Raw genomic sequence first — 18,947 nt, 5'->3', positions numbered from 1 at the left:
CCTCAGGCGGCGCCGTAGCGGTGCCGCGCCAGCCGGCGCTCCAGCGCGCGGGCCAATGCGTTCATGGACCAGCCGACCAGGCCGATCACGAACATGCCGAAGATCACCAGATCCATCTGGAAGTGTTCGCTGCCTTCGATCAGGGTGTTGCCTATGCCGTGGCCGGCCACCAGCAGGTATTCGGCGCCTATCGTTGCCAGCCAGGAGTAGATCAACGCCAGGTAGACGCCGGTGAAGATCGAAGGCGCGGCCGATGGCAGCACCACGTGCAGCAGCGTCTGCCAGCGCGTATAGCCGAACACCCGGGCGACTTCCAGCAGCGTGGTCGGGGTGCTGCGTATGCCGTCGCAGGTGTTGACGACGACGGGTACCAAGGCTGCCAGAGACAGGAACGTCACTTTGGCCACGTCGCCCAGGCCGAACCAGACCGAGATGAGCGGAATCCAGGCAAACAGCGAGATCTGTTTGAAAGTGTTGAAACTGGGGCCGACGATGCGGTTGAACAACGGCAGCAGCCCGAGCAGCGCGCCCAGTATGAGGCCGAGCGCGGTGCCTATGGCAAAGCCGGTGAACTCCCGCGCCAGGCTGGCGCTCAGCGCGCGCCACAACCGGCCCGAAGATATCTGGCTGGCGGCGGTGTCCAGCACTTTTCCCGGCGACACCAGCAAGGGCGTGGAAACCCAGTCCAGCCGCGCCAGCGCCCACCACGCCAGGATCGCGGCGGCGGGTAGCACCAGGCCGCGCCATCGGGCCCGCAGCCAGGCGTGGAGAGCACCAGCCTTGGGAAACGAGCGTGTCTGTGCCGTCGTCATGCGTGGACTCCGGTGGACGCCGTGCCCAGGCGGGTCGCGGCCTGTCCGCCGCCTGCGCGGGCTTCGGCCACGTCCAGCAGCTTGTCGATGGCATAGCCGATGGCGCCCACCACGATCACCGCCGCCATGACCAGATCCAGCTGGAACAGTTGCCGGCCGTAGACGATCAAGTAACCCAGCCCTTCGCTGGACGCGACCAGCTCCACCACGACCAGCGACAGCCAGGCTTTGGTGAAACCCAGGCGCAGGCCCGTGAACAGCGTGGGCAAGGCGTGCGGCAGCACCACTTCCAGCACTTGCTGTCGGCGTGTGTAGCCGTAGACGCGGGCCACCTCCAGCAGGCTGGCCGGTGTCTGGCGGAATCCCTGCAGGGTGTTCAGCGTGACGGGTACCAGCGCCGCCTTGGCGATCAGGATGTACTTCAGCGGTTCGCCTATGCCGACCAGCAGCAGCACAAAGGGCAGCCAGGCCAACACGGGAATCTGCACCAGCGCGTTGAAGGTGGGCAGGATGTAGGCTTCCAGTGGCCGCCACAGGCCCATGGCGGCGCCCAGCGCCAATCCCAGCAGGCTGCCGGCCGCAAAGCCGACCAGCACGCGCTGCATGCTGGCCTGCACGTTGAGCCAGAGGTCTCCGCTGCTGTAGAGATCCTGCAAGGTAAGCCAGACGAAATGGGGGGACGGCAGCACCTGCGGCGAAATCCAGCCCCGGGACGCACCGAGTTGCCAAAGGGCGAGCAAGCCCAGGGGCAGCAGCCAGGGCAGCAGGCGATTGCCGGCGCTGCGCAGCAGAGCGAGAGGCGGGCGGGTTGCGCGGTGATGCGTGGAGGGAAACGGCGCGCTCAGGGTGTTGCCGGACATGACGGCTCCTTATCGCGCCACTGCGGCGCTTGCCTGGCGTTCGCCGGACGCGGGCTGGCCTTGCGCATTGAATGCCGTCCAGCGGGTGGAAAGATTGGCCTTTTGCAGCGCGGTATTGAGGTAGCGCGGCTCGAACCAGCCCTCCACGCTGACGGGGCGGCGGATCAGCTTCAGTTTCAGCGCGTCGTCCGCCACCGCCTGGTAGCGCGAGGCCAGGAACTCGTCCAGTAGCGGCGAGTTGCGCACGGCCAGCACTTCGCCATCGAATTCCGCCTGCCAGGAGGCATAAGGCGTGCCGCTGCGCGCCCAGATCTTGAAGAGAGCGTCGCGGTTCTGCTCGTCGGAGGCCCATTGCGCGGCGCGCACGAACACGTCGACCACGCGTTGCACGGCTTCGGGATTCTCTTTTTCGAAGTCTTCGCGCACGAGCAAGGACGCCTGGCGCGTGAACGAGGGATCCTGACCCTTGGTGGAATAGATGATGCGTGCCAGGCCCTGGTCGCGAAGCTTGAAGTATTCGTACCCGCCGAAAGCAGCATCCACTCCATTTGAGACCAGCGCCGCTTGCGCGCTGCCGGTGTCGAGGTTGACCCCCTTGATGTCGCGTTCGGTCAGCTGGCGCGAGGCCAGTACGTTGATGGCGACCAGATGGCCGTTGGTGCCGCGGAAGATCGACACTTTACGGTCCTTCAGGTCGTCCAGCGACTGCAATGCGGAATCTTTGGGCGTGGATACGTACAAGTTGTTGCGCACGCCGCTGCCAAGCAGGATGCGGGTCTTCAGGCCATTGGATCGGCCCACCACGGACGGCAGGTCGCCCTGGTAGGCGAAGTCGATCTGCTTGTTGGAGAGCGCTTCATTCACAGCGGGCCCCGCGCCCTTGAAGAACAGCCACTGCACCTCGGTGCCGGTGCCTTGGAAGGCCTCCTCCAGCCAATTGTTGGCGCGCGCGACGCCACCGGGAGATCCGCCCCAGGTGATGGGATCGCCGCCGCCGGCCGTCGCCACGCCAATGCGGACTACGTTGGGCGCGGCCAAGGAGGAGATGCTGACGGCGCACAAGGCAGCGCCCAGCAACAGGCGTGAAATCAGGCTGCGGGAAGAGAGCAGGGTGCGCATGGTCGTTCCGTAAGATGGTGATGGGTTACAGGCCCGCTGCCGACGCGCGCCGGCAGCGGGCAGGACAGTCCACTCGCCGGCTTGCGCCGGCGAGGATCGGTGTGGAGTTACTGGTTTGGCGGAAAGCTCAGGCGGCGCGTTTCTGGGGCTGGGCCTGCAGCTTCTGTTCGATGCGAGTGCCCTTGAAGAATTCGCTGTTCGCCTGCGTGTAGAAGCGGTAAGGGTTGTCGAAGACCAGCGCCTTGAAGTCCTCCGCGGTGATCACCCCGTCTTCGACCAAGTCCCAGCTTTCGGCCAGCGGCTCGGTCAGGTCGGGCACGTCCCAATGGCCGACGTCGGACGACCAGATTGCATTGAGCTTGGTGTGCAGCGGGTTGGCGCGGTCGTTGAAAGCGGCGCCTATGTTGCGGTCATCCGCTTCGGAACCGAAGTAGAAGCTGTCCACCCAGCGCTTGCGGATGTCCTCCACGCTTTCGATGCCGGCCGCGGCGAAGTCGTCGAGCTCGTCGCCCTCGGGCTCGCGGCTATGGTGCAGCGCCGACAGGCCCAGGCTGTCGCGCAGCAGGGTCTGCTTGTTGAGTTCGCGCCCGTTCAGCAATTCGGCGCCATAGCGCTCGAACAGGTCCGCCAGCAGCTCCACGTCCGCGTTGGCAGGGTTGTACTGCTGCACGGCGTTGCGGTTGCGCTTTTCCCAGCGGTCCACCAAGTGCGCATACACGTGCGCGCCCCAATCGGCTCCGCCCTCCAGCAGGGCTACGCGCAGATCCGGGAACCGCCGGGTCACGCCACCGAAGAACAGCGCCTTGGCGAAGGCCTGGGAACCATCGGCGAAGTGGCCGATATGGTTGAACATGTAATTGCTGATGGAGTGGCGACCAGTCCAGCCCTGGCTGCCGTAATGGGTCGCCAGCGGTACGCCCAGCTCTACTACCTTGGCCCAGAACGGGTCGTAGTCGTATTCGCTGTCCAGCCCGAAGAAATCCACGTAGGACGCATGCCGCGCGATTTCCGGATATTCGGAAGCGGGGTACTTGTCGGCGATGGCCTTGATCGGCCGGCGAACGCCGCCCGGAATGTTGGCCACTTTCAGCCCGAGCGTTTTGACGGCGAACTCGAGTTCCTCGATGGCTTCCTGCGGCGTATGCAGCGGAATTCCGGCCACCGGCGTCAGGCGGTCGCTGTACTTGCGGTACTGGTCCGCATGGAAATGGTTGATTGCGCGGTGCAGCGGCTGGCGGTATTCGTCGCCTGCGCCCAGCGGCGCCAGCACGTCGTTGGGAAACAGGATGGAGTAGTCCGAACCCTGTTCCTCCAGGCGTTCATACAGCAGTTCCGGCAAGGTGACCGTAGCCAGATCCAGCGTGTTGCGCGTAACCCGCGCCCACCACGGCGAACGCAGCGTACGGTTGTATTGCCGCTCTGCCGGGGTTTGCTGGTACCAGTCCTTGCCCTGGGATTTGGTGGCGAAGCGCGATCCCTGCGTCTTGCGCAGCACGTCCACGAGCTTGGACCCGCCGTAATGCTGGATGTAGTCCTCCAGAACGGGGGCATAGTCGTTGACGTGTACGTCGGTATCGATCACGGGATAGTCCAGCTTCGCCTTGATGGCGGCGGAGCGGGAAGCCTGGGTACGGTGCAGCCGGTCGTTCATGCGGGTCTCCGAGAGTGAAACGGACGCGGCGCCTTGCGGGGTCGGCAAGGCCGGCGCGGACAGGTCACAGTACGGGAGACGGGCGCTGGGCCAAACGACCGATTCGCAATTTCTATCTGAGTGATGTGCTTATGAACGGCACGCCGGGGACGGAGACTTCAGTTCGAGGCCTGCTTGGAGAAATCCCCCCGCTCCAGAACGAAGCTGGTTGCCACGCCGAATACCACGCCCCAGAAAGGGGCGCCGATGCCAAACAGGGGCAGGCCGCCCAGCGTCACGAGGAAAGCGACCAGGGCGCCAAGCGTGAAGTGTTGGCGGAACGCGGTATGGAAGGCGCCTTGCAGAATGCGCAAGAGCGCCAGCCCCGCAAGCGTTGCCACGAAGGCTGTGGGCGTGGCCAGCAGCGCTTGCGTGACCAAGGGCGAGAACAGCCCGAACACGATCACCATCACTCCCAGGAAGATCGCGGCAAGCCAGTGCCGCGATGCGTTGGCGCCCGAGGCGATGATGGCGTTCGACGGGCCGGCCAGACAGGTGGACACGCAGCCCAGGCAAGCGGTCAGCGCCGAGAACACCCCACAGGCATTGGTGATGGCATTGACCGGAGGCCGGTGCAGCGAATTGCGCAGCACGGCTATGCCCTGCGCGTTCTGTACCGCGATCACGGTAACGGCCAGAGGCAGGACCAGCTCGAATGCTGCGGCCCAGGAGAACGCAGGCGCGTGGAACTGGGGGCTGGCGACCGAGGTCGCCAGGGTGATGTGTTCCAGGGCGGGCGCTCTGCCCATGATGACCAGCGCGCACACACCGGCGATCAAGGCGCCAATGATGGGCGACAGCCTTTTTTGCACTGCCGGGAAGAACGAGACCAGGAAGAATGTGGCGGTCATTGCGCCGGCGAGCCAGGGATCGGAAGCAAATGAGCGAATCCAGTCCAGCGCGAAACTGAGGAAAACCCCGGCGACCATGCCCATGACGATGGGCATGGGTATGCGGTCCATGATGGTGCCCACCCATCCTGTGAGTCCCAGCACCAGCATGAGCGCCGCGGTTAGCAGATAGGCGCCGATGACCTCGGAGAAGGGCAGATGCTGCAGGGCGCTGGCCACGAGCACCGCGCCGGGAATGGTCCAGAGAAAGGCTAGCGGTTGCCGGTAGATGGCCGACATCACGATGGTAAGAATGCCGTTGAGCACGAAAGCCGCGAAGATCCATGAGGCCAGGTCGGCCTGGCTGAGGCCGCCCTTTACGCCTGCGCTCAGGATGATGGCGACGGGGGCGGATGCGGAGAACAGGAACGCGACAAAGGCGTTCGTCAGTTCGGTCGCGGGGAACGAGGATGGGGAGGCTGGAATCGCGTTTTGCTCAGCCATGGGTCCGCCCGCAAGTGAGTGGGTCACGACTGCTGAAGAAGAGGAAGAATGATTCGGGCGTCATTGCGGATCCGCTTTGCGTATTGGGCAGTTGGCCATGCTGTTCCCGGCGTCTCGCCGAGCCCTGCAATCATAGCCGGCTCCTGGCCGATGCTTGCGGGCTGGCGCGGGATCTGGCGGGGCGGACCTGCGGGGCGGGTACACGGTACCTGGGCATCGCGATCTCCGCGGTCATCCGAGGCGGCTGAAACGATCCCTGCCCAGGCCTGCGCCCAGCTGTCCGCTTTTACGCTGTCCTGTTTCGGGAGGCGCATATCACAGGCCGAATCTTCTGCTTGGCGTTCGTGGCGGGCGCGGGGCTGGTCCAGTTGTCATCGCGGCTTCCAGGTGCCGGCATCTGCGGGGGGCTTGCGGTTCTAGGCATGATTGCGCTTGCCGCGGGCCTGCGCTTGCAGCGGCGCATCTTGCGGCTGCTCGCAAGCCTGACGCTGGGCTTTTGCGCGGGGCTGCTCAACGCCAGTGTGCTGGCACAGTTCCGGCTGGACGATGCGCTGTCCGACGAACACCAGGATGCCGTGTCGCGCCTGGTCGTGCGCGTGGCCGGGCTGCCTCAAGGCGACGCGCGCGGCCAGCGTTTCGTGGCCGAACTGGCCGAGCCCGCGCCGCCCGGCATCCCGTCGCGCATCCAGGTGGCCTGGCAGGCGCCGCCCGGCCCGCATTCCGCGCTTCCATTGCTGATACCGGGCCAGGTGTGGCGCATGGCGGTGGTGCTACGGCGTCCGCACGGCCTGTTGAACCCGGCGGGCCCGGATACGGAAGGACGCATGTTCGCGCAAGGGATACGCGCGACGGGCACGGTGCGGGGGCAGCCCAGGCTGCTTGAGGACCGGCCTTGGGCGACGCCTGGCATTGCAATAGAGCGGGCACGCCATCGCGTGCGCGAGGGGTTGCGCGCCGCCCTGGGCGAACATCGCTATGCGCCGGTGATGATCGCGCTGGCGATTGGGGACCAGGCTGGCGTGGCGCGTGAAGACTGGCGCCTGTTCAATCGCAGCGGCATCACGCATCTGGTGTCGATCAGCGGCATGCACGTGACGTTGATCGCGGGCATCGCCGGGTTGCTGGTGGCGGCGTTGTGGCGGCGGGCTCGGTGGCGGGGCGGCGCGCTGGCCGAACATGTGCCTGCGCGTGTCGCGGGCGGCGCGGCGGCCGCGGCCGTGGCGCTGCTGTACTGCCTCTTGGCCGGGTGGGGCGTGCCGGCGCGGCGCACCTTCTTCATGTTGTCGGTCGTGCTGGCGGCGGCGATGTCGCGCCTGCCGCTGTCGGCGGATCGCGTGTTGGTCTGCGCGGCGGCGGTGGTGGTGGCGCTGGACCCCTGGGCGCCGGTGTCGGCGGGCTTTTGGTTGTCGTTCGGCGCGGTGGCTGTGCTGCTGCGTATCGCGCAACTGCCCGTGGATCCCGAGGCGGGGTGGGTCCGGCGTTGCGCAGCCAGGCTGTCGCAGGCGGCGCGCCTGCAATTGATGGTGACGCTGGGCCTTACGCCGTTGCTGGCATTCCTGGTGCACCAGGTATCTATTGGGTCGCCGTTGGCAAATGCGGTGGCCATACCCGTCGTGACCTTTGTGGTGACGCCGCTGGCATTGCTGTGCGCGGCGCTGTCGGTAGTGCCGGGCGCGCAGCCGCTGGGCTCCTTCGCCGGCCAGGCAGGGCTGCAGGCGTTCGATCTCACCATGGCGCCCGTCGCATGGGTGGGCAATGCCGCCTGGGCCAGTGTGCCGGTGGCGGCGGCGCCGTGGCCATGGCTATTGCTGGCGGTGGCGGGCATGGCCTGGGCGTTGCAGGTGCGGGGCTGGCCGGGCAGGCGCTTGGGATGGGTCTGCATGCTGCCGCTGTTGTGCTGGCGCCCTGACCGGCCCGAGCCGGGGCATTGGCACATGAGCGCGCTGGACGTGGGGCAGGGCAGCGCCATTCTGGTGGAGACGGCCAGCCAGACGCTGCTGTTTGACGCGGGGCCGCGCCATTACGGCGGCAATGACGCCGGCGAGCGCGTGGTCGCGCCGTTCCTGCTGGCCCGTGGCGTCCGGCAACTGGATGTGCTGGTGCTGTCGCACGCCGACCTGGATCATGTCGGAGGGCTGCGCTCGGTGCTGGCCGCTGTTTCCGCGCAGCGCAGCTACGCGTCCTTCGATTTGGACGCCTTCTTGCGCCGTGATGTCCGGGTCTGGCCGGGAGCGGGAAACAGTCTGCCGCCGCTGCCGGATGATAGACGGCCATGCTTGCGCGGTGACCATTGGGAGGTGGACGGCGTGGCCTTCACCTTCCTGCATCCCGCCGCCACTGCTGGCAAGGCCGGGCAGGATCGCAACGCGGATAGCTGTGTACTGCTGGTGCAAGGGGCGTCGCATTCCCTGCTGTTGACCGGGGACGTGGGGGTCGCGCAGGAACGCGAGCTGGCTCCCGAACTGCCACGGATCGATGTGGTGATGGCGCCGCATCATGGATCGGCGTCGTCCTCGGGCAGGGATTTGGTGTCGGCCGTGGCCGCCAGCCATGTGATTGCGCAGGCGGGCCACCTGAACCGCTTCCGCCATCCCGCACGCGCGGTTGAGCTGCGATGGACGCGGGCCGGCGCGACCTTCTGGCGCAGCGACCGCGATGGCGCGGTGATGGCGCGTTCAGGTCCCGATGGCTTGGAAGTCCGGGCGGAGCGCGAACGCGGACGGCGGTATTGGCATGGACGCTGAGGCCGGTCCTGTGCGGTCTATTTCGCGCCCAGGACTATCCCGTCCCGGATCTGCCGGAAGTCGGGGAGAGCGGCCGGCAGAGCGTCGCTTGCCGTCGTGCAGCGCATGGCGACGCGCAGCGTGGCCGTGTCCAGCAGCGCGTTGTACTCCAGCAGATGCACGCCATCCGGTCCGATACCGGCTGCAGCGACGTAGTCGACGCCTTTGGCGCCCTGAAGTTCGAAGGTGCTGCGGTGATCGAGCGACTGGCCCTGAGCCGCAAGGATGGTCTCGGCCGCCGCCAGCCGCTCGGCGGCCGATGGCGGCGCTTCGGCGCCAGGATGCGTCTTCAGCGACTTGCGCGGGGCGTTGAAACCGACACTGCATAAATAGCCGGCTGCGTCCGCAGTGTGTGGCCCGCCGCTGCGTTGGCCGATACGCACCAGCACGTCGAATTCATCGGACTTGCCGCTGCCCAGGACGCGGTAAGACCTCGGCACGTTTACGCCAAAGCCGCTACCCGGGTGGGTGTAGCGGCGCTCTGTTTCGTCCGGGGCGTCATCCGTTAACTGGAACCGCACCGGCAGCATCAGGATTTCCCGCTCTGCCTGCATGTCACTGGTGAACGCGGGCAGCGGGCTGGCGCGACGGACCATGTTGGCTGTCGCTTTGTCCACGGCCACGTATCCCGAGGAACTGGCCAATTCCACCGAGTCGATCTTGCCGTCCCGCATGACGATGAGGCGCAGGCGCAGGCTAAGCGGGCCGTCGAGCTCGTACGCTTCCTTGGGCATTTCCAGGTGATGCTGCAGTTTGCGCATCGCGCCGGCCGTCCATTCGGCGCGGTTGGCTGGCGCCGCGGCCGTGGCCGTGGCCGCGCACAGCATGATCGCGGCCGTGGTGCAAGCGCGTAGCGGCCATTCCATGGGGCAAGTCTCCTGGGTAAGCGGCGCCCGCCGGCCGGGCGCACCGGCGCAGCATAACCCGGGCGCACGCCAGGTTTCAGGCCCGTCCCTGCGCCAGTTCGTCGAACAGCAGGTCGCCGCCCATCTGTCCGCCCTTGAGCATCAGTTCGATGCCGTCGGTGACGGGATCGTCGCTGCGCGTCAGGCTGACCGTCACGCCCGGAGCGAGCACGCAGCGGAATGCCAGACCCCAGGCGCCCAGGGCCAGGGTGGCCTGGCTGGAGGTATCTCCACCCGCAATGCCGATGCGGGTCAGGCGCGTGCCGGCCCGAGCGCTGGCGCGCACAATGTCCGCCACCAGTTGGCCGGTGGCACGGGCGGTTGCCGCGGTCTGGTGTGCGGTGAGCGGCTGGGCCGGCCGGTCGGTATGCGCCAGCACGTTGCGCCCTTGCGCCAGCGCGGCGGTGGCTTGCCTGACTTGTTCGGCCGCATAGGCTGGATCCCGCAGCAGCCGTTCCGCCTGCAAAGGCTGGCGGTCGTATTGCCGGCACGCCGCGATCTGCCGGGCGGTGACGGGAGACAGGCTGCCGGCCACCGCCAGCACGGGGCCTGCCGCGGCAGGGAGGGAAGCGGTGGAGGCATGATCACGGCTTGTGGGCACGACGCGGGCCAGCGCCTGCTGCACGCTGCTGGGGCCGACCGCCAGCACGGGCAGGCACGAGGCGGCACGCCAGATAAGGCGCCCGATGATGGCGAGTTGTTCCTCATCGATCAGGTCGAACAGCAGCGGTCCATCGTTGGTCTCGATCACCTGGTCGACCCAGTCGTCCACCGCGGGCGCATCCGCCGCCTGGCGTACGCGAGGGTAGGCTGTGTGCGGTATCGAACGGATGTCGGCCAAGCCTTGCGCCGCCAGATGCAGGCGCAGGTCGGCCTCGTGCATGGGCGTGACCGGGTGCCTGCTCATGACCGGATGGCGGTCGATGCGGTGGATTTCCGGCGCGGAGCCCGCCCGCGCGTATAGCTGGGCGAAGCTGCAGTAACGGCCGATGCTGGGTTGCCCGCCGACGATGGGGACCAGTGGATTGGGCATGTGGCGGCGCAGTTCGTGCACGGCCGCGCCGATACTGCCTACGTGCGGCGCGCTGTCGAACGTGGAGCAGCATTTGTAATGCAGCACTCGGACGCCGGCGCGGGCCATGAATCGGCCGACGGCGGATAATTCAGTCCGCATCTCCGCTGGGGCCATGCCGCGCGCCGCGCCGGCGATGCCGATGGCGTCGAGCGCGCCCGCGCGTTGCAGCTGTTCCGTTGTTGGCACACCCAGGAAAAGCAGGCTGCGCAGGCCGGCTCGAGCCGTTTCCGCCAACGTGTCGGTGGCGCCCGTGAAGTCGTCGCCGTACCAGCCGATCTGCGGACGCGTCTCGTCGCGGGGCGTCGCGTTCATGCGCGGCCGCCGAAGCGTTCCATGGCGCGCCGCAGTTCAGGGGCATTGCGGGCATAGTCTTCCAGGCCTGCGCCTTCGCGCATGGCTTGCCAGGCCTGGCGGATGCTGAGCACGCCCGCGGCGGGACCGTCTGGGTGGGCCAGGATGCCGCCGCCGGACATGAAGAGCAGGTCGTCGCTTTGCACGGCTGCCCACGTGGCAGGCACGGTGCCAGCCCATTGGCCGGACGAAAACGCCGGCAGGACGGGATCGTCGATGCCGGGGGTCAGCGACGCCAGGCAGTCGCGCGCGGACGCGACGACCTCGGCGTCCTCTTGGGAGAACTTGCCCTGCAGGCCGTGCACGTGCATGTGGTCCACGCCGGCCAGGCGCCACAGCGTCTGATAGGCCTGGAAGCCCACGCCCAGCGCCGGGTGGCGCGACAGCGCGCCATATCCGTTGCGATGGCCGTGCAGCGCCAGCGGGGTGCTGCGGCGCAGGGTCTGGATGGCCGAGTAGCCGCAATGGTTCAGGCTGGCCATGACGCAAGTGCCGCCTTCGCGTTCGATCAGGTCGGCATGGCGGCGCATGGCGTCGGTTTCGTCGCTGATGTTGAAGGCCACCATCACCTGGCGGCCGGTGCGCTCGCGGTGCGCGCGCACCACCGCCATGACGGCGGCGACGCGTTGCGCCAGCGGCGCGTGCGCGGGGTTGGCGCAAACTTCGTCGTCCTTGATAAAGTCCACGCCCGCGGCGCACAGCTGGGCCGCCAGATGCGCGGTCTGTTCGGGCGACAGGCCCACGTTGGGCTTGATGATGGTGCCCACCAGCGGACCGCGCGCTACGCCCGTCAGTTGCCGCGTCCCGGCGATGCCGGCGCGCGGCATGTCGAACTGGGCGCGATAGTTGGCCGGCAGTTCCATGCTTTCCAGGCGCAAGCCGGTGACTTCGCCCAGGTCGTACAGATTGCCGCCCACCGTGGCCGCCAGCGTCGGCAAATTGGCGCCGACGTTGGCGACGGGAAACGAGATGCGCACCCGGGCGCGCCGGTAGAGACCGGGCATGCCGCCCGCTTGCCTCGCCAGCCAGGCGTTGGGCAGGCTGGGGACAGGGGTGGACTCCAGCGTCTCGATGGATTCGATCCGCGCGCGGGCGCGAGCGCGCAACTCATCGGTTTCGCCCTGCACCCGCGTGAAGGTGCCGCAGGATTGTTCGCCGGCCATGACCTCCGCGACGCCGGCGGGGTCCAACGGGGTTTCGATCAGGTAGGTGGCGCTAAACGATTGGGAATTCATGATGGCGGCTTGCGGCGTTATCGGTAAGGACGGGTCAGATCCGGCTCAGGTCGGGGAAAGGGCGAACGGGGTCCTTGCCGTCCCAGTCGCGCGCGCTGTCGCGGATCAGGTCGAACAGTCGGCCCTTGGGGCCGGCCACCTCGGACAGTTCGATAACGGTCCCGGGGTGGTACTCGGTGTCGAAGTAGATGAAGCGGCCTTTTTCGCCGACTTCGCCGCTCATCTTGGGCTTGAAGCCTTGCGCCAGCAGGCGTTCGAGGTCGGCGTCGTAGCTTTCGGTCCAGTAGGCCACGTGCTGCAGCCCGGTGCGGCCAGCCTGCAGGAAGTCTCGGTACATGGAAGGCACGTCATTGCGGGTCTGGATCAGCTCTACCTGCACATAGCCCGAATTGGCCAGCGCCACCGAGTTGTGCGGCTCGTGGCGGACGCCGTCGTACTGGTAATTGACGATGGGCACGCGCGGGTTGTAGTACCAGGGGCCGACGCCCAGCGTGGTGCTCCAGTAGTCCATGGCGGCTTCGATGTCGTGCACCACATAACCGAGTTGGCGGATCTCGCCCAGGAAACGACTCATGATGGATTCTTTGCGGATAGGGAGGATGGAAGGTTGCGGAGCGGGGCGGCCCGTGACGGGCCGCGAGGGCTCACAGGAAACCGATGGAAAACCAGGGGAAGGCGGCGACGACGACCAAGCCCACCAGCAGCGCGGCGATGTAGCCCCAGATAGGCCCTATGCCTTCGTTGGGATCGACACGGCTGATGGCGCAGGCGCCGTAGTAACCCACGCCGAAAGGCGGCGCGAACAGGCCGATGCCCATGGCGAAGATCACCACCATGGCGTAGTGCACTTCGTGCACGCCGGCCTGCGCCGCGATCGGGAACAGCAGCGGGCCAAACAGCACGATGGCGGGAATGCCCTCCAGCACGCTGCCCAGGATGATGAAGGCCACGATGGACACTGCCAGAAAGCCATAGCTGCCGCCGGGCATGCCGGCCATCAGGCGGGCCAGGTCGCCAGAGAATCCGGACTGGGTCAGTGCCCAGGCCATGGCGGTGGCGCAGCCCACGATCAGCATGATCGCGCCGGACAGCGAGGCGGTCTCGATCAGCATGGGCTTGAGCCGGCCCCAATCGAAGCGCCGGTAGATCAGCAGACCGACTATCGCGGAATACACGATGCCGATCGTCGAGACCTCTGTGGCGGTCGCCACGCCTTCGACCACGGCGGCTCGGATCACGAAGGGCAGGGCCACGGCGGGCAGGGCGATGACGAAGAAGCGTCCGATCTCCCGGGCGCTGAAGCGCTGGGCCAGCGTCAGGTCTTCCTTGCGGTAGCGCCACCACACCACCGAGCACAGCGCCAGCCCCAGCACCACGGCCGGCAGCAGCCCGCCCGTGAAGAGCGCGGCGATGGACACGCCCGTCACCGAACCGATGGTGATGAGCACGATAGACGGCGGGATGGTCTCGGTCTGCGCGCCCGTGGCGGACAACAAGGCGACCAGATCGCCTGGCTTGGCGCCGCGCTTCTGCATCTCCGGGAACAAGACCGGAGCGATGGCTGCCATGTCGGCGATCTTTGATCCCGAGATGCCGGATACTAGGTACATCGCGCCGATCAGCACATAGGACAATCCGCCGCGCACGTGTCCGAGCAGGCTGGCGAGGAACTGGATCATGGCGCGTGCCATGCCGGTCATTTCAATCAGCGAGCCCAGGAAGATAAATAGCGGCACCGCCAGCAGCATCAGGTGCGACATGCCCTCGTCCAGCCGGCCGACCATCACCACCATGGGCGTGTTTGTGGTCAGGGCCAGGTAGGAGAAGGTCGCCAGCGCGAATGAGAAGGCGATCGGCACGCCCGAAAATACCGTGGCGGCCACGATGCCCACGAAGAAGATCAGCAGGTTCAGTTTGCCCAGGGTGGCAAACAGCGGCTGCGCCACCCAGAACAGCGCAACCACCGCGGCCGCGCCGGCCAACGCCGCAAGCATCTGCGGTGCAGTCTGCGTGCGCAATAGGCGCAGCAGCGCGACCACTGCCATCAAGCCCATGCCCACGGGAATCGCGGCGGCGCGCCAGGCATTGCTCAGCTCCAGCGCGGGCGTGATGATGAAGTGTTCCTCGTGCGCATACTCCACGGCGGGCGCCAGAATCAACGCGAGGAAGGCGAGCGAGGCCGCCAGCGCGGCCGTTTCCAGCTGGGCGCGGCGCGCCGGGCTGACATTGTTGACGAGCGCGGTCATCCGCATGTGCTCGCCGCGACGCAAGGCAACCACGGCGCCCAGCATGGAAAGCCACAGGAACAGGATGGAGGCGAGCTCGTCGGACCAGACCAGCGGGCTGTGGAAGGCATAGCGCGCCACCACGCCCGCGAACAGCACGGCGATCTCCACCAGCACGATGGCCGCGGCCACGTGCTCGACGATGCCGCCCAGCAGAGCGTCGAGCGCGCCGGCGGCGCGGCGCAAGGGGTGGGCTGGGAGCGCCTGCGGCGCGGCGTGGGGAGCGGACAGGGAGGACATGGCGCGTCCTCAGGCCAGCTTGCCGACGGCCTGCTCCAGCAAGGTCCAGGCCTCGTTGCCGAAGCGCCCTTGCCATTCCTTGTAAAAGCCAGCGGCGCGCAATTGCTCGCGGAAGCTGTTGGCGGACGGTTGGTTGAACTGGAGCCCCTTGCCTTCCAGGTCCGACTGCACCGAAGCGTTGAGCTTCTTGATGTCTTCGCGCTGGGCCAGGCCAGCCTCGTTGATGCCGCGCGCCACGACCGTCTTCAGGTCTTGCGGCAAGCCCTCCCACATGCGGCCATTGGCGATGAACCAGTAGCCGTCCCAGATATGGTTGGTGAGCGAGCAGTATTTCTGCACTTCATAAAGCTTGGCCACCTGGATGATGGGCAGGGGATTCTCCTGAGCGTCCACCACCTTGGTCTGCAACGAGGAATAGACTTCGCTGAACTGCAGGCTGGCGGGGGCGGCGCCCAGACCCTTGAACATGGAGATCGGCAGAGAACTGACGGGTACGCGGATCTTCAGGCCCTCCATGTCGGCTGCCGACTTGACGGGCGCCTTGCTGCTGGTGGTCTGGCGAAAACCGTTGTCCCACATCTTCTCGAAGGCATAGAGCCGGCGCTGCGCGATGGCGGCGCGCACGTGGGCGCCGAGCGCGCCGTCCATGGCGCCCCATACCTGGTTGTAGTCCTTGAACGCGAAGCCCACGGCATTGATTGCCGCCACCGGCACCAGGGTCGCGATGACCAGCGCGGACGGCGTGAAGAAGTCGATGCCGCCCGAACGCACCTGGGCCAGCATGTCGGTGTCGCCGCCCAGTTGGTTGTTGGGGAAAATCTTGATGTCCACGCGCCCGTTGCTTTCCTTGAGGATGCGTTCCGCGGCTTCCTGCGCGCGGATGTTCAGCGGATGCGTGACCGGCAGGTTGTTGCCGTATTTGAGGGTGTAGTCGGCCGCGCGGGCGATCAGCGGGAAGCCCGCGCCCAGGGCGACGGCGGGTACCGCACAAAGGCGGCGCAGGGCACTACGGCGTGTCAGCAGCTTCATGGTTGTCTCCATAATCTTGGTTATGATGTTTTTTGATGTGCCACAAAAGCGCCAGTACCATGCGGCAGACTGGACAATAGTGAATCGTCGCCAATATCGTCAAACGCGATTAATGATGGATTTTGATGTGAATCGAACGCCTCCCGAACGTAAGCTGGCGCGCCTGGCCGATGTGGCGGAACGTGCTGGCGTGTCTACCGCCACGGCCGACCGGGTCCTGAATCGCCGGCCTGGCGTGCGCGCCAGCACGGCGCAAAAAGTCTTCAAAGCGGCCATCGAGCTGGACTATCTGCCGGAACAGGAGGTTCGAGCCGCCGCCGCGCCCGAGCCGCTGCGGCTGGTATTTCTGCTGCCGCGCGGCAGCAACCGCTACCTGCGCATGCTGGGCGATACGGTCAGCTATGCCCAGGAGCACTTTGCGCCGCTCAATGCCAGGTGCCAGGTGGAGTACGTCGAGAGCTTCAATCCCGACGCGCTTGCGCAAGCGCTGGCCAAGCACGGCAAGCGCGCGGACGGCATCGCGTTCATGGCGCTGGAGCATCCGACGGTGCGCGAGGCCGTCAACTCGCTGGCGCAGCAGGGCGTGCCGACGGTGACCTTGATATCCGACTTGGCCAATAGCGCGCGCGCGGCCTACGTGGGCCTGGACAACCGCGCCGCTGGCCGGACCGCCGGCTATCTGATTGCCCGCTTCATCGGTTCGAGGGCGGCGCATGTGGCGCTGATCGCGGGTTCGCGCCACTACCGGGCGCATGAAGAACGCGAGGGCGGCTTCCTGCAGCTGTACGCCGAGCAGTTCCAGGCCATGCAGGTGGTCGATTTGCGCGAAGGCTACGACGATGCGCAGCGAAACTACGAGCAGACCCGCCAATTGCTGGAGCAGTATCCGCAGCTGGCCGGCATCTACAACATCGGCGGCGCATCGGACGGCGTGGCGCGGGCGCTCAAGGAAGCCGGCCAGCAGCACCGGGTGGTCTTCATCGGGCACGGTCTCACGCCCGACACCCGCGCGCTGCTGATCGACGGCACCATGGATGCGGTCATCACGCAAAGCCCCATGGAAGCGCTGATGAGCTGCGTGCGCATCTTCTGCAACTTGCGCGACAAGCGCAGTCCGATGAACGGCGTGGAGCTGGCGCGCAGCCAGGTGATCTTCCGGGAGAACCTGCCCTAGGGCTGGCGGGGTCCGGAGTAACCCTGACTGCGCGGTCGTTATGCAAACTATGCATAAGGCGCACGGACCCGATCCCTATACTGCCTCGCATTCAGTCTGACGGCGCGGCGGTTGCAATGGATCTACGTTGGTTCCAGGATTTTCTGACCCTGGCGGAATGCGGGCAGTTCACCACGGCTGCAGAGCTGCGGCATGTGTCGCAATCGGCGTTCAGCCGGCGTATCCAGTCCCTGGAAACCTGGGCAGGCACGGCGCTGATAGACCGTAGCTGCTTCCCGCTGCGCCTGACGACGGCGGGAGAGCAGTTCCGCTCCAACGCCGCCGAGATCGTGCGCAAGGTGGTCGATGCCCGCGGCGAGGCCGGCGTGGCCAGCCACGAAGGCGCGGTCCTGCGGGTGGCAATGCCGCATTGCCTGGCGACCTCGCACTTCCCGGGTTGGTGCATTCGCTGGAAGGACGAAAGCGCGGTCGGTTCGTTGCGGCTGCACGTGGGCAATGTGCACGATTCGGTCGAGTGGCTGGCTGCCGGCGTCGTGGATCTGCTGGTCTGCTTTCGCCATGCGGCCGAAGACATACAACTGGATCCGCAAGCCTACATGCGCACCGGCATGGCGCCGGACGGCCTGCGCCTGTTCAGGCCCGCCGCGATGGACGTGGACGAAGCCGCTCTATACGCCAACGGCTCCGCCCAGCGCTATCCCTATGTGTCATACGCCCAGGGCGCGTATTTCCGGCGCCTGGTCGAATTGGCTTGCGGCGACCTGCTGCAGCGGCCCGTGCTCGAGCGCGTCTGCGAGACCGATTTCGTGGACGGCGCCCGCACGCTGGTCAGTGCGGGCGTCGGCTTGGCGTGGCTGCCGGACTCCAGCGCCAAGGCTTCGGTGGATGCCGGACAGATCGTTGCCATCAAGGACCGCCGCTGCGCGATTCCGATGCAGATCTGCATGTATGCGCGCCGCCAGGGACCGGCCCAGGAGCCGGTGGAGCGCGTGTTCAACCTGTATACCCAACGCTGACTGACGGCGGCCACAACTCCCGCGTTGGGCGGGCACGGGCGCGCTCGGCGGTGAATTCTGTGCAGCACCCCATAAGTACATGAATCCCAAGGAGAAAAGCATGACAATATCCATCAAGGCATCAATCGCAGCGTTCGCGATCGCAATGGCGGGCACCGCCGCGGCCCAGCAGCTCGACGGGACGCTGAAGAAGGTCGCGGATACCGGCACGATCACAATCGGCCATCGGGAGACCTCGATTCCGTTCTCCTACTATGACGGCAACCAGAAGCCCGTGGGCTATTCGATCGACATCTGCGAGCGCATCGTCAAGGCCGTGCAGGCGCGCCTGAACCGCAGCGATATCCAGGTGAAGTACCTGCCGGTCACCTCCGCCACGCGCATTCCGCTGATGGGCAACGGCACCATCGACCTGGAATGCGCCTCCACCTCCAACACGCTGGATCGCCAGCAGCAGGTGGCGTTCTCGGTTACCACTTTCGTGACCGGCAACCGCTTCCTCAGCCAGAAATCCGCCCAGCTGCGCAGCATCGACGATCTGAAGGGCAAAGTCGTGGCCTCGACTTCGGGAACCGCGAACATCCGCCAGATCAACGAGCTGAACGAGACGCGCGGGCTGGGCATGAGAATCGTGCCCGTGAAGGAGCACGCGGAAGGATTCCTGATGGTCGAGACGGGCCGCGCTTCCGCATTCGTGATGGACGACATCCTGCTCTATGGCCTGATCGCCAATGCGAAACAGCCCGACCGCTATCAGGTCTCGGAGGAATCCCTGTCGATCGAACCCTACGCCATCATGCTGCGCCGCGACGATCCGCAGTTCAAGGCGCTGGTGGACGACACCATCAAGGCCCTCTATGCCAGCGGGGAATTCGACGCGCTGTATGACCGCTGGTACCGCAGCCCGCTGCCGCCCAAGGGAATCAACCTGAACGTGGCAATGAGCGAAGCGCTCAAGCGCGTGGTGGCAAAGCCGACCGATTCGGGCGATCCGGCCGCCTACCGCTAGGCGCGCGACCCCGTTGCAATGCGCCGATGC

Annotated in this window: 15 protein-coding genes; 4 read left to right on the top strand and 11 right to left on the bottom strand. The window is 66.5% G+C overall.

Translation table 11 applies throughout. From position 1 onward, the window contains the following. Positions 1-2: 2 nt before the first annotated feature. From CEY08_RS18270 to CEY08_RS18250, 5 genes are all read right to left on the bottom strand, one after another. A complete protein-coding gene (locus CEY08_RS18270) occupies positions 3-812 on the bottom strand; it encodes an ABC transporter permease (protein ID WP_076814215.1) in 810 nt (269 codons plus the stop codon). Next, complete coding sequence (locus CEY08_RS18265) at positions 809-1,672, bottom strand: ABC transporter permease (protein WP_063642456.1); 864 nt, start codon at positions 1,670-1,672, stop codon at positions 809-811. Before CEY08_RS18265 ends, CEY08_RS18270 begins: the two co-directional genes overlap by 4 nt. A 9-nt stretch (positions 1,673-1,681) precedes the next feature. After that, positions 1,682-2,791, bottom strand: a complete 1,110-nt coding sequence (locus tag CEY08_RS18260) for an ABC transporter substrate-binding protein (protein ID WP_063642457.1) — start codon at positions 2,789-2,791, stop codon at positions 1,682-1,684. A 127-nt stretch (positions 2,792-2,918) separates the two neighbouring features. Continuing rightward, positions 2,919-4,442: an amidohydrolase family protein gene (locus CEY08_RS18255; protein ID WP_042794034.1), complete on the bottom strand. Its 1,524-nt coding sequence runs from the start codon at positions 4,440-4,442 to the stop codon at positions 2,919-2,921. A 158-nt stretch (positions 4,443-4,600) separates the two neighbouring features. Further along, the gene (locus CEY08_RS18250; protein ID WP_076814212.1) at positions 4,601-5,815 is read right to left on the bottom strand and encodes a benzoate/H(+) symporter BenE family transporter; all 1,215 of its coding nucleotides are present in this window, start codon (positions 5,813-5,815) and stop codon (positions 4,601-4,603) included. A gap of 422 nt (positions 5,816-6,237) precedes the next feature. Between CEY08_RS18250 and CEY08_RS18245 the strand changes: the two genes are divergently transcribed. Then, positions 6,238-8,559: a DNA internalization-related competence protein ComEC/Rec2 gene (locus CEY08_RS18245; protein ID WP_170946334.1), complete on the top strand. Its 2,322-nt coding sequence runs from the start codon at positions 6,238-6,240 to the stop codon at positions 8,557-8,559. A gap of 17 nt (positions 8,560-8,576) precedes the next feature. Here CEY08_RS18245 and CEY08_RS18240 read toward each other — a convergent pair whose 3' ends face one another. From CEY08_RS18240 to CEY08_RS18215, 6 genes are all read right to left on the bottom strand, one after another. Next, positions 8,577-9,464 carry a TonB family protein gene (locus CEY08_RS18240; protein WP_088607744.1) on the bottom strand — a complete coding sequence of 296 codons (888 nt, stop codon included), beginning with the start codon at positions 9,462-9,464 and terminating at the stop codon, positions 8,577-8,579. Positions 9,465-9,540: 76 nt separating this feature from the next. Next, the gene (locus tag CEY08_RS18235) at positions 9,541-10,890 is read right to left on the bottom strand and encodes a four-carbon acid sugar kinase family protein (RefSeq protein WP_063642459.1); all 1,350 of its coding nucleotides are present in this window, start codon (positions 10,888-10,890) and stop codon (positions 9,541-9,543) included. Then, the gene (locus CEY08_RS18230; RefSeq protein WP_076814202.1) at positions 10,887-12,164 is read right to left on the bottom strand and encodes a ribulose-bisphosphate carboxylase large subunit family protein; all 1,278 of its coding nucleotides are present in this window, start codon (positions 12,162-12,164) and stop codon (positions 10,887-10,889) included. Before CEY08_RS18230 ends, CEY08_RS18235 begins: the two co-directional genes overlap by 4 nt. A 34-nt stretch (positions 12,165-12,198) precedes the next feature. Next, entirely contained in the window at positions 12,199-12,738 is a 540-nt protein-coding gene (locus CEY08_RS18225; protein WP_063962268.1) for a VOC family protein, read from the bottom strand. A gap of 70 nt (positions 12,739-12,808) precedes the next feature. Further along, complete coding sequence (locus tag CEY08_RS18220; protein WP_076814199.1) at positions 12,809-14,689, bottom strand: TRAP transporter large permease; 1,881 nt, start codon at positions 14,687-14,689, stop codon at positions 12,809-12,811. A gap of 9 nt (positions 14,690-14,698) precedes the next feature. Further along, entirely contained in the window at positions 14,699-15,718 is a 1,020-nt protein-coding gene (locus tag CEY08_RS18215) for a TRAP transporter substrate-binding protein (protein ID WP_076814198.1), read from the bottom strand. Positions 15,719-15,830: 112 nt separating this feature from the next. Between CEY08_RS18215 and CEY08_RS18210 the strand changes: the two genes are divergently transcribed. The 3 genes from CEY08_RS18210 to CEY08_RS18200 all read left to right on the top strand — a co-directional run bounded on the left by CEY08_RS18210 (position 15,831) and on the right by CEY08_RS18200 (position 18,917). Then, complete coding sequence (locus CEY08_RS18210) at positions 15,831-16,892, top strand: LacI family DNA-binding transcriptional regulator (RefSeq protein WP_042794025.1); 1,062 nt, start codon at positions 15,831-15,833, stop codon at positions 16,890-16,892. Positions 16,893-17,008: 116 nt separating this feature from the next. Then, the gene (locus CEY08_RS18205; RefSeq protein WP_076814196.1) at positions 17,009-17,908 is read left to right on the top strand and encodes a LysR family transcriptional regulator; all 900 of its coding nucleotides are present in this window, start codon (positions 17,009-17,011) and stop codon (positions 17,906-17,908) included. Positions 17,909-18,008: 100 nt separating this feature from the next. Further along, on the top strand, positions 18,009-18,917 hold the full coding sequence (locus tag CEY08_RS18200) for an amino acid ABC transporter substrate-binding protein (protein WP_042794023.1): 909 nt from the start codon (positions 18,009-18,011) through the stop codon (positions 18,915-18,917). The last annotated feature ends 30 nt before the right edge of the window (positions 18,918-18,947 follow it).

Origin of the sequence: Achromobacter insolitus, assembly GCF_002209555.1 — a bacterium.
GTDB lineage: Bacteria > Pseudomonadota > Gammaproteobacteria > Burkholderiales > Burkholderiaceae_B > Achromobacter > Achromobacter insolitus.
This window is presented reverse-complemented; position numbering and strand designations above follow the sequence as displayed.

Bases quoted from the DNA above. Each gene is read 5' to 3' on its own strand.
- CEY08_RS18220 (WP_076814199.1), bottom strand. From the start codon at position 14,689: ATGTCCTCCCTGTCCGCTCCCCACGCCGCGCCGCAGGCGCTCCCAGCC.
- CEY08_RS18255 (WP_042794034.1), bottom strand. From the start codon at position 4,442: ATGAACGACCGGCTGCACCGTACCCAGGCTTCCCGCTCCGCCGCCATC.
- CEY08_RS18245 (WP_170946334.1), top strand. From the start codon at position 6,238: ATGATTGCGCTTGCCGCGGGCCTGCGCTTGCAGCGGCGCATCTTGCGG.
- CEY08_RS18270 (WP_076814215.1), bottom strand. From the start codon at position 812: ATGACGACGGCACAGACACGCTCGTTTCCCAAGGCTGGTGCTCTCCAC.
- CEY08_RS18230 (WP_076814202.1), bottom strand. From the start codon at position 12,164: ATGAATTCCCAATCGTTTAGCGCCACCTACCTGATCGAAACCCCGTTG.
- CEY08_RS18210 (WP_042794025.1), top strand. From the start codon at position 15,831: ATGATGGATTTTGATGTGAATCGAACGCCTCCCGAACGTAAGCTGGCG.
- CEY08_RS18265 (WP_063642456.1), bottom strand. From the start codon at position 1,672: ATGTCCGGCAACACCCTGAGCGCGCCGTTTCCCTCCACGCATCACCGC.
- CEY08_RS18200 (WP_042794023.1), top strand. From the start codon at position 18,009: ATGACAATATCCATCAAGGCATCAATCGCAGCGTTCGCGATCGCAATG.
- CEY08_RS18225 (WP_063962268.1), bottom strand. From the start codon at position 12,738: ATGAGTCGTTTCCTGGGCGAGATCCGCCAACTCGGTTATGTGGTGCAC.
- CEY08_RS18260 (WP_063642457.1), bottom strand. From the start codon at position 2,791: ATGCGCACCCTGCTCTCTTCCCGCAGCCTGATTTCACGCCTGTTGCTG.
- CEY08_RS18240 (WP_088607744.1), bottom strand. From the start codon at position 9,464: ATGGAATGGCCGCTACGCGCTTGCACCACGGCCGCGATCATGCTGTGC.
- CEY08_RS18205 (WP_076814196.1), top strand. From the start codon at position 17,009: ATGGATCTACGTTGGTTCCAGGATTTTCTGACCCTGGCGGAATGCGGG.
- CEY08_RS18235 (WP_063642459.1), bottom strand. From the start codon at position 10,890: ATGAACGCGACGCCCCGCGACGAGACGCGTCCGCAGATCGGCTGGTAC.
- CEY08_RS18215 (WP_076814198.1), bottom strand. From the start codon at position 15,718: ATGAAGCTGCTGACACGCCGTAGTGCCCTGCGCCGCCTTTGTGCGGTA.
- CEY08_RS18250 (WP_076814212.1), bottom strand. From the start codon at position 5,815: ATGGCTGAGCAAAACGCGATTCCAGCCTCCCCATCCTCGTTCCCCGCG.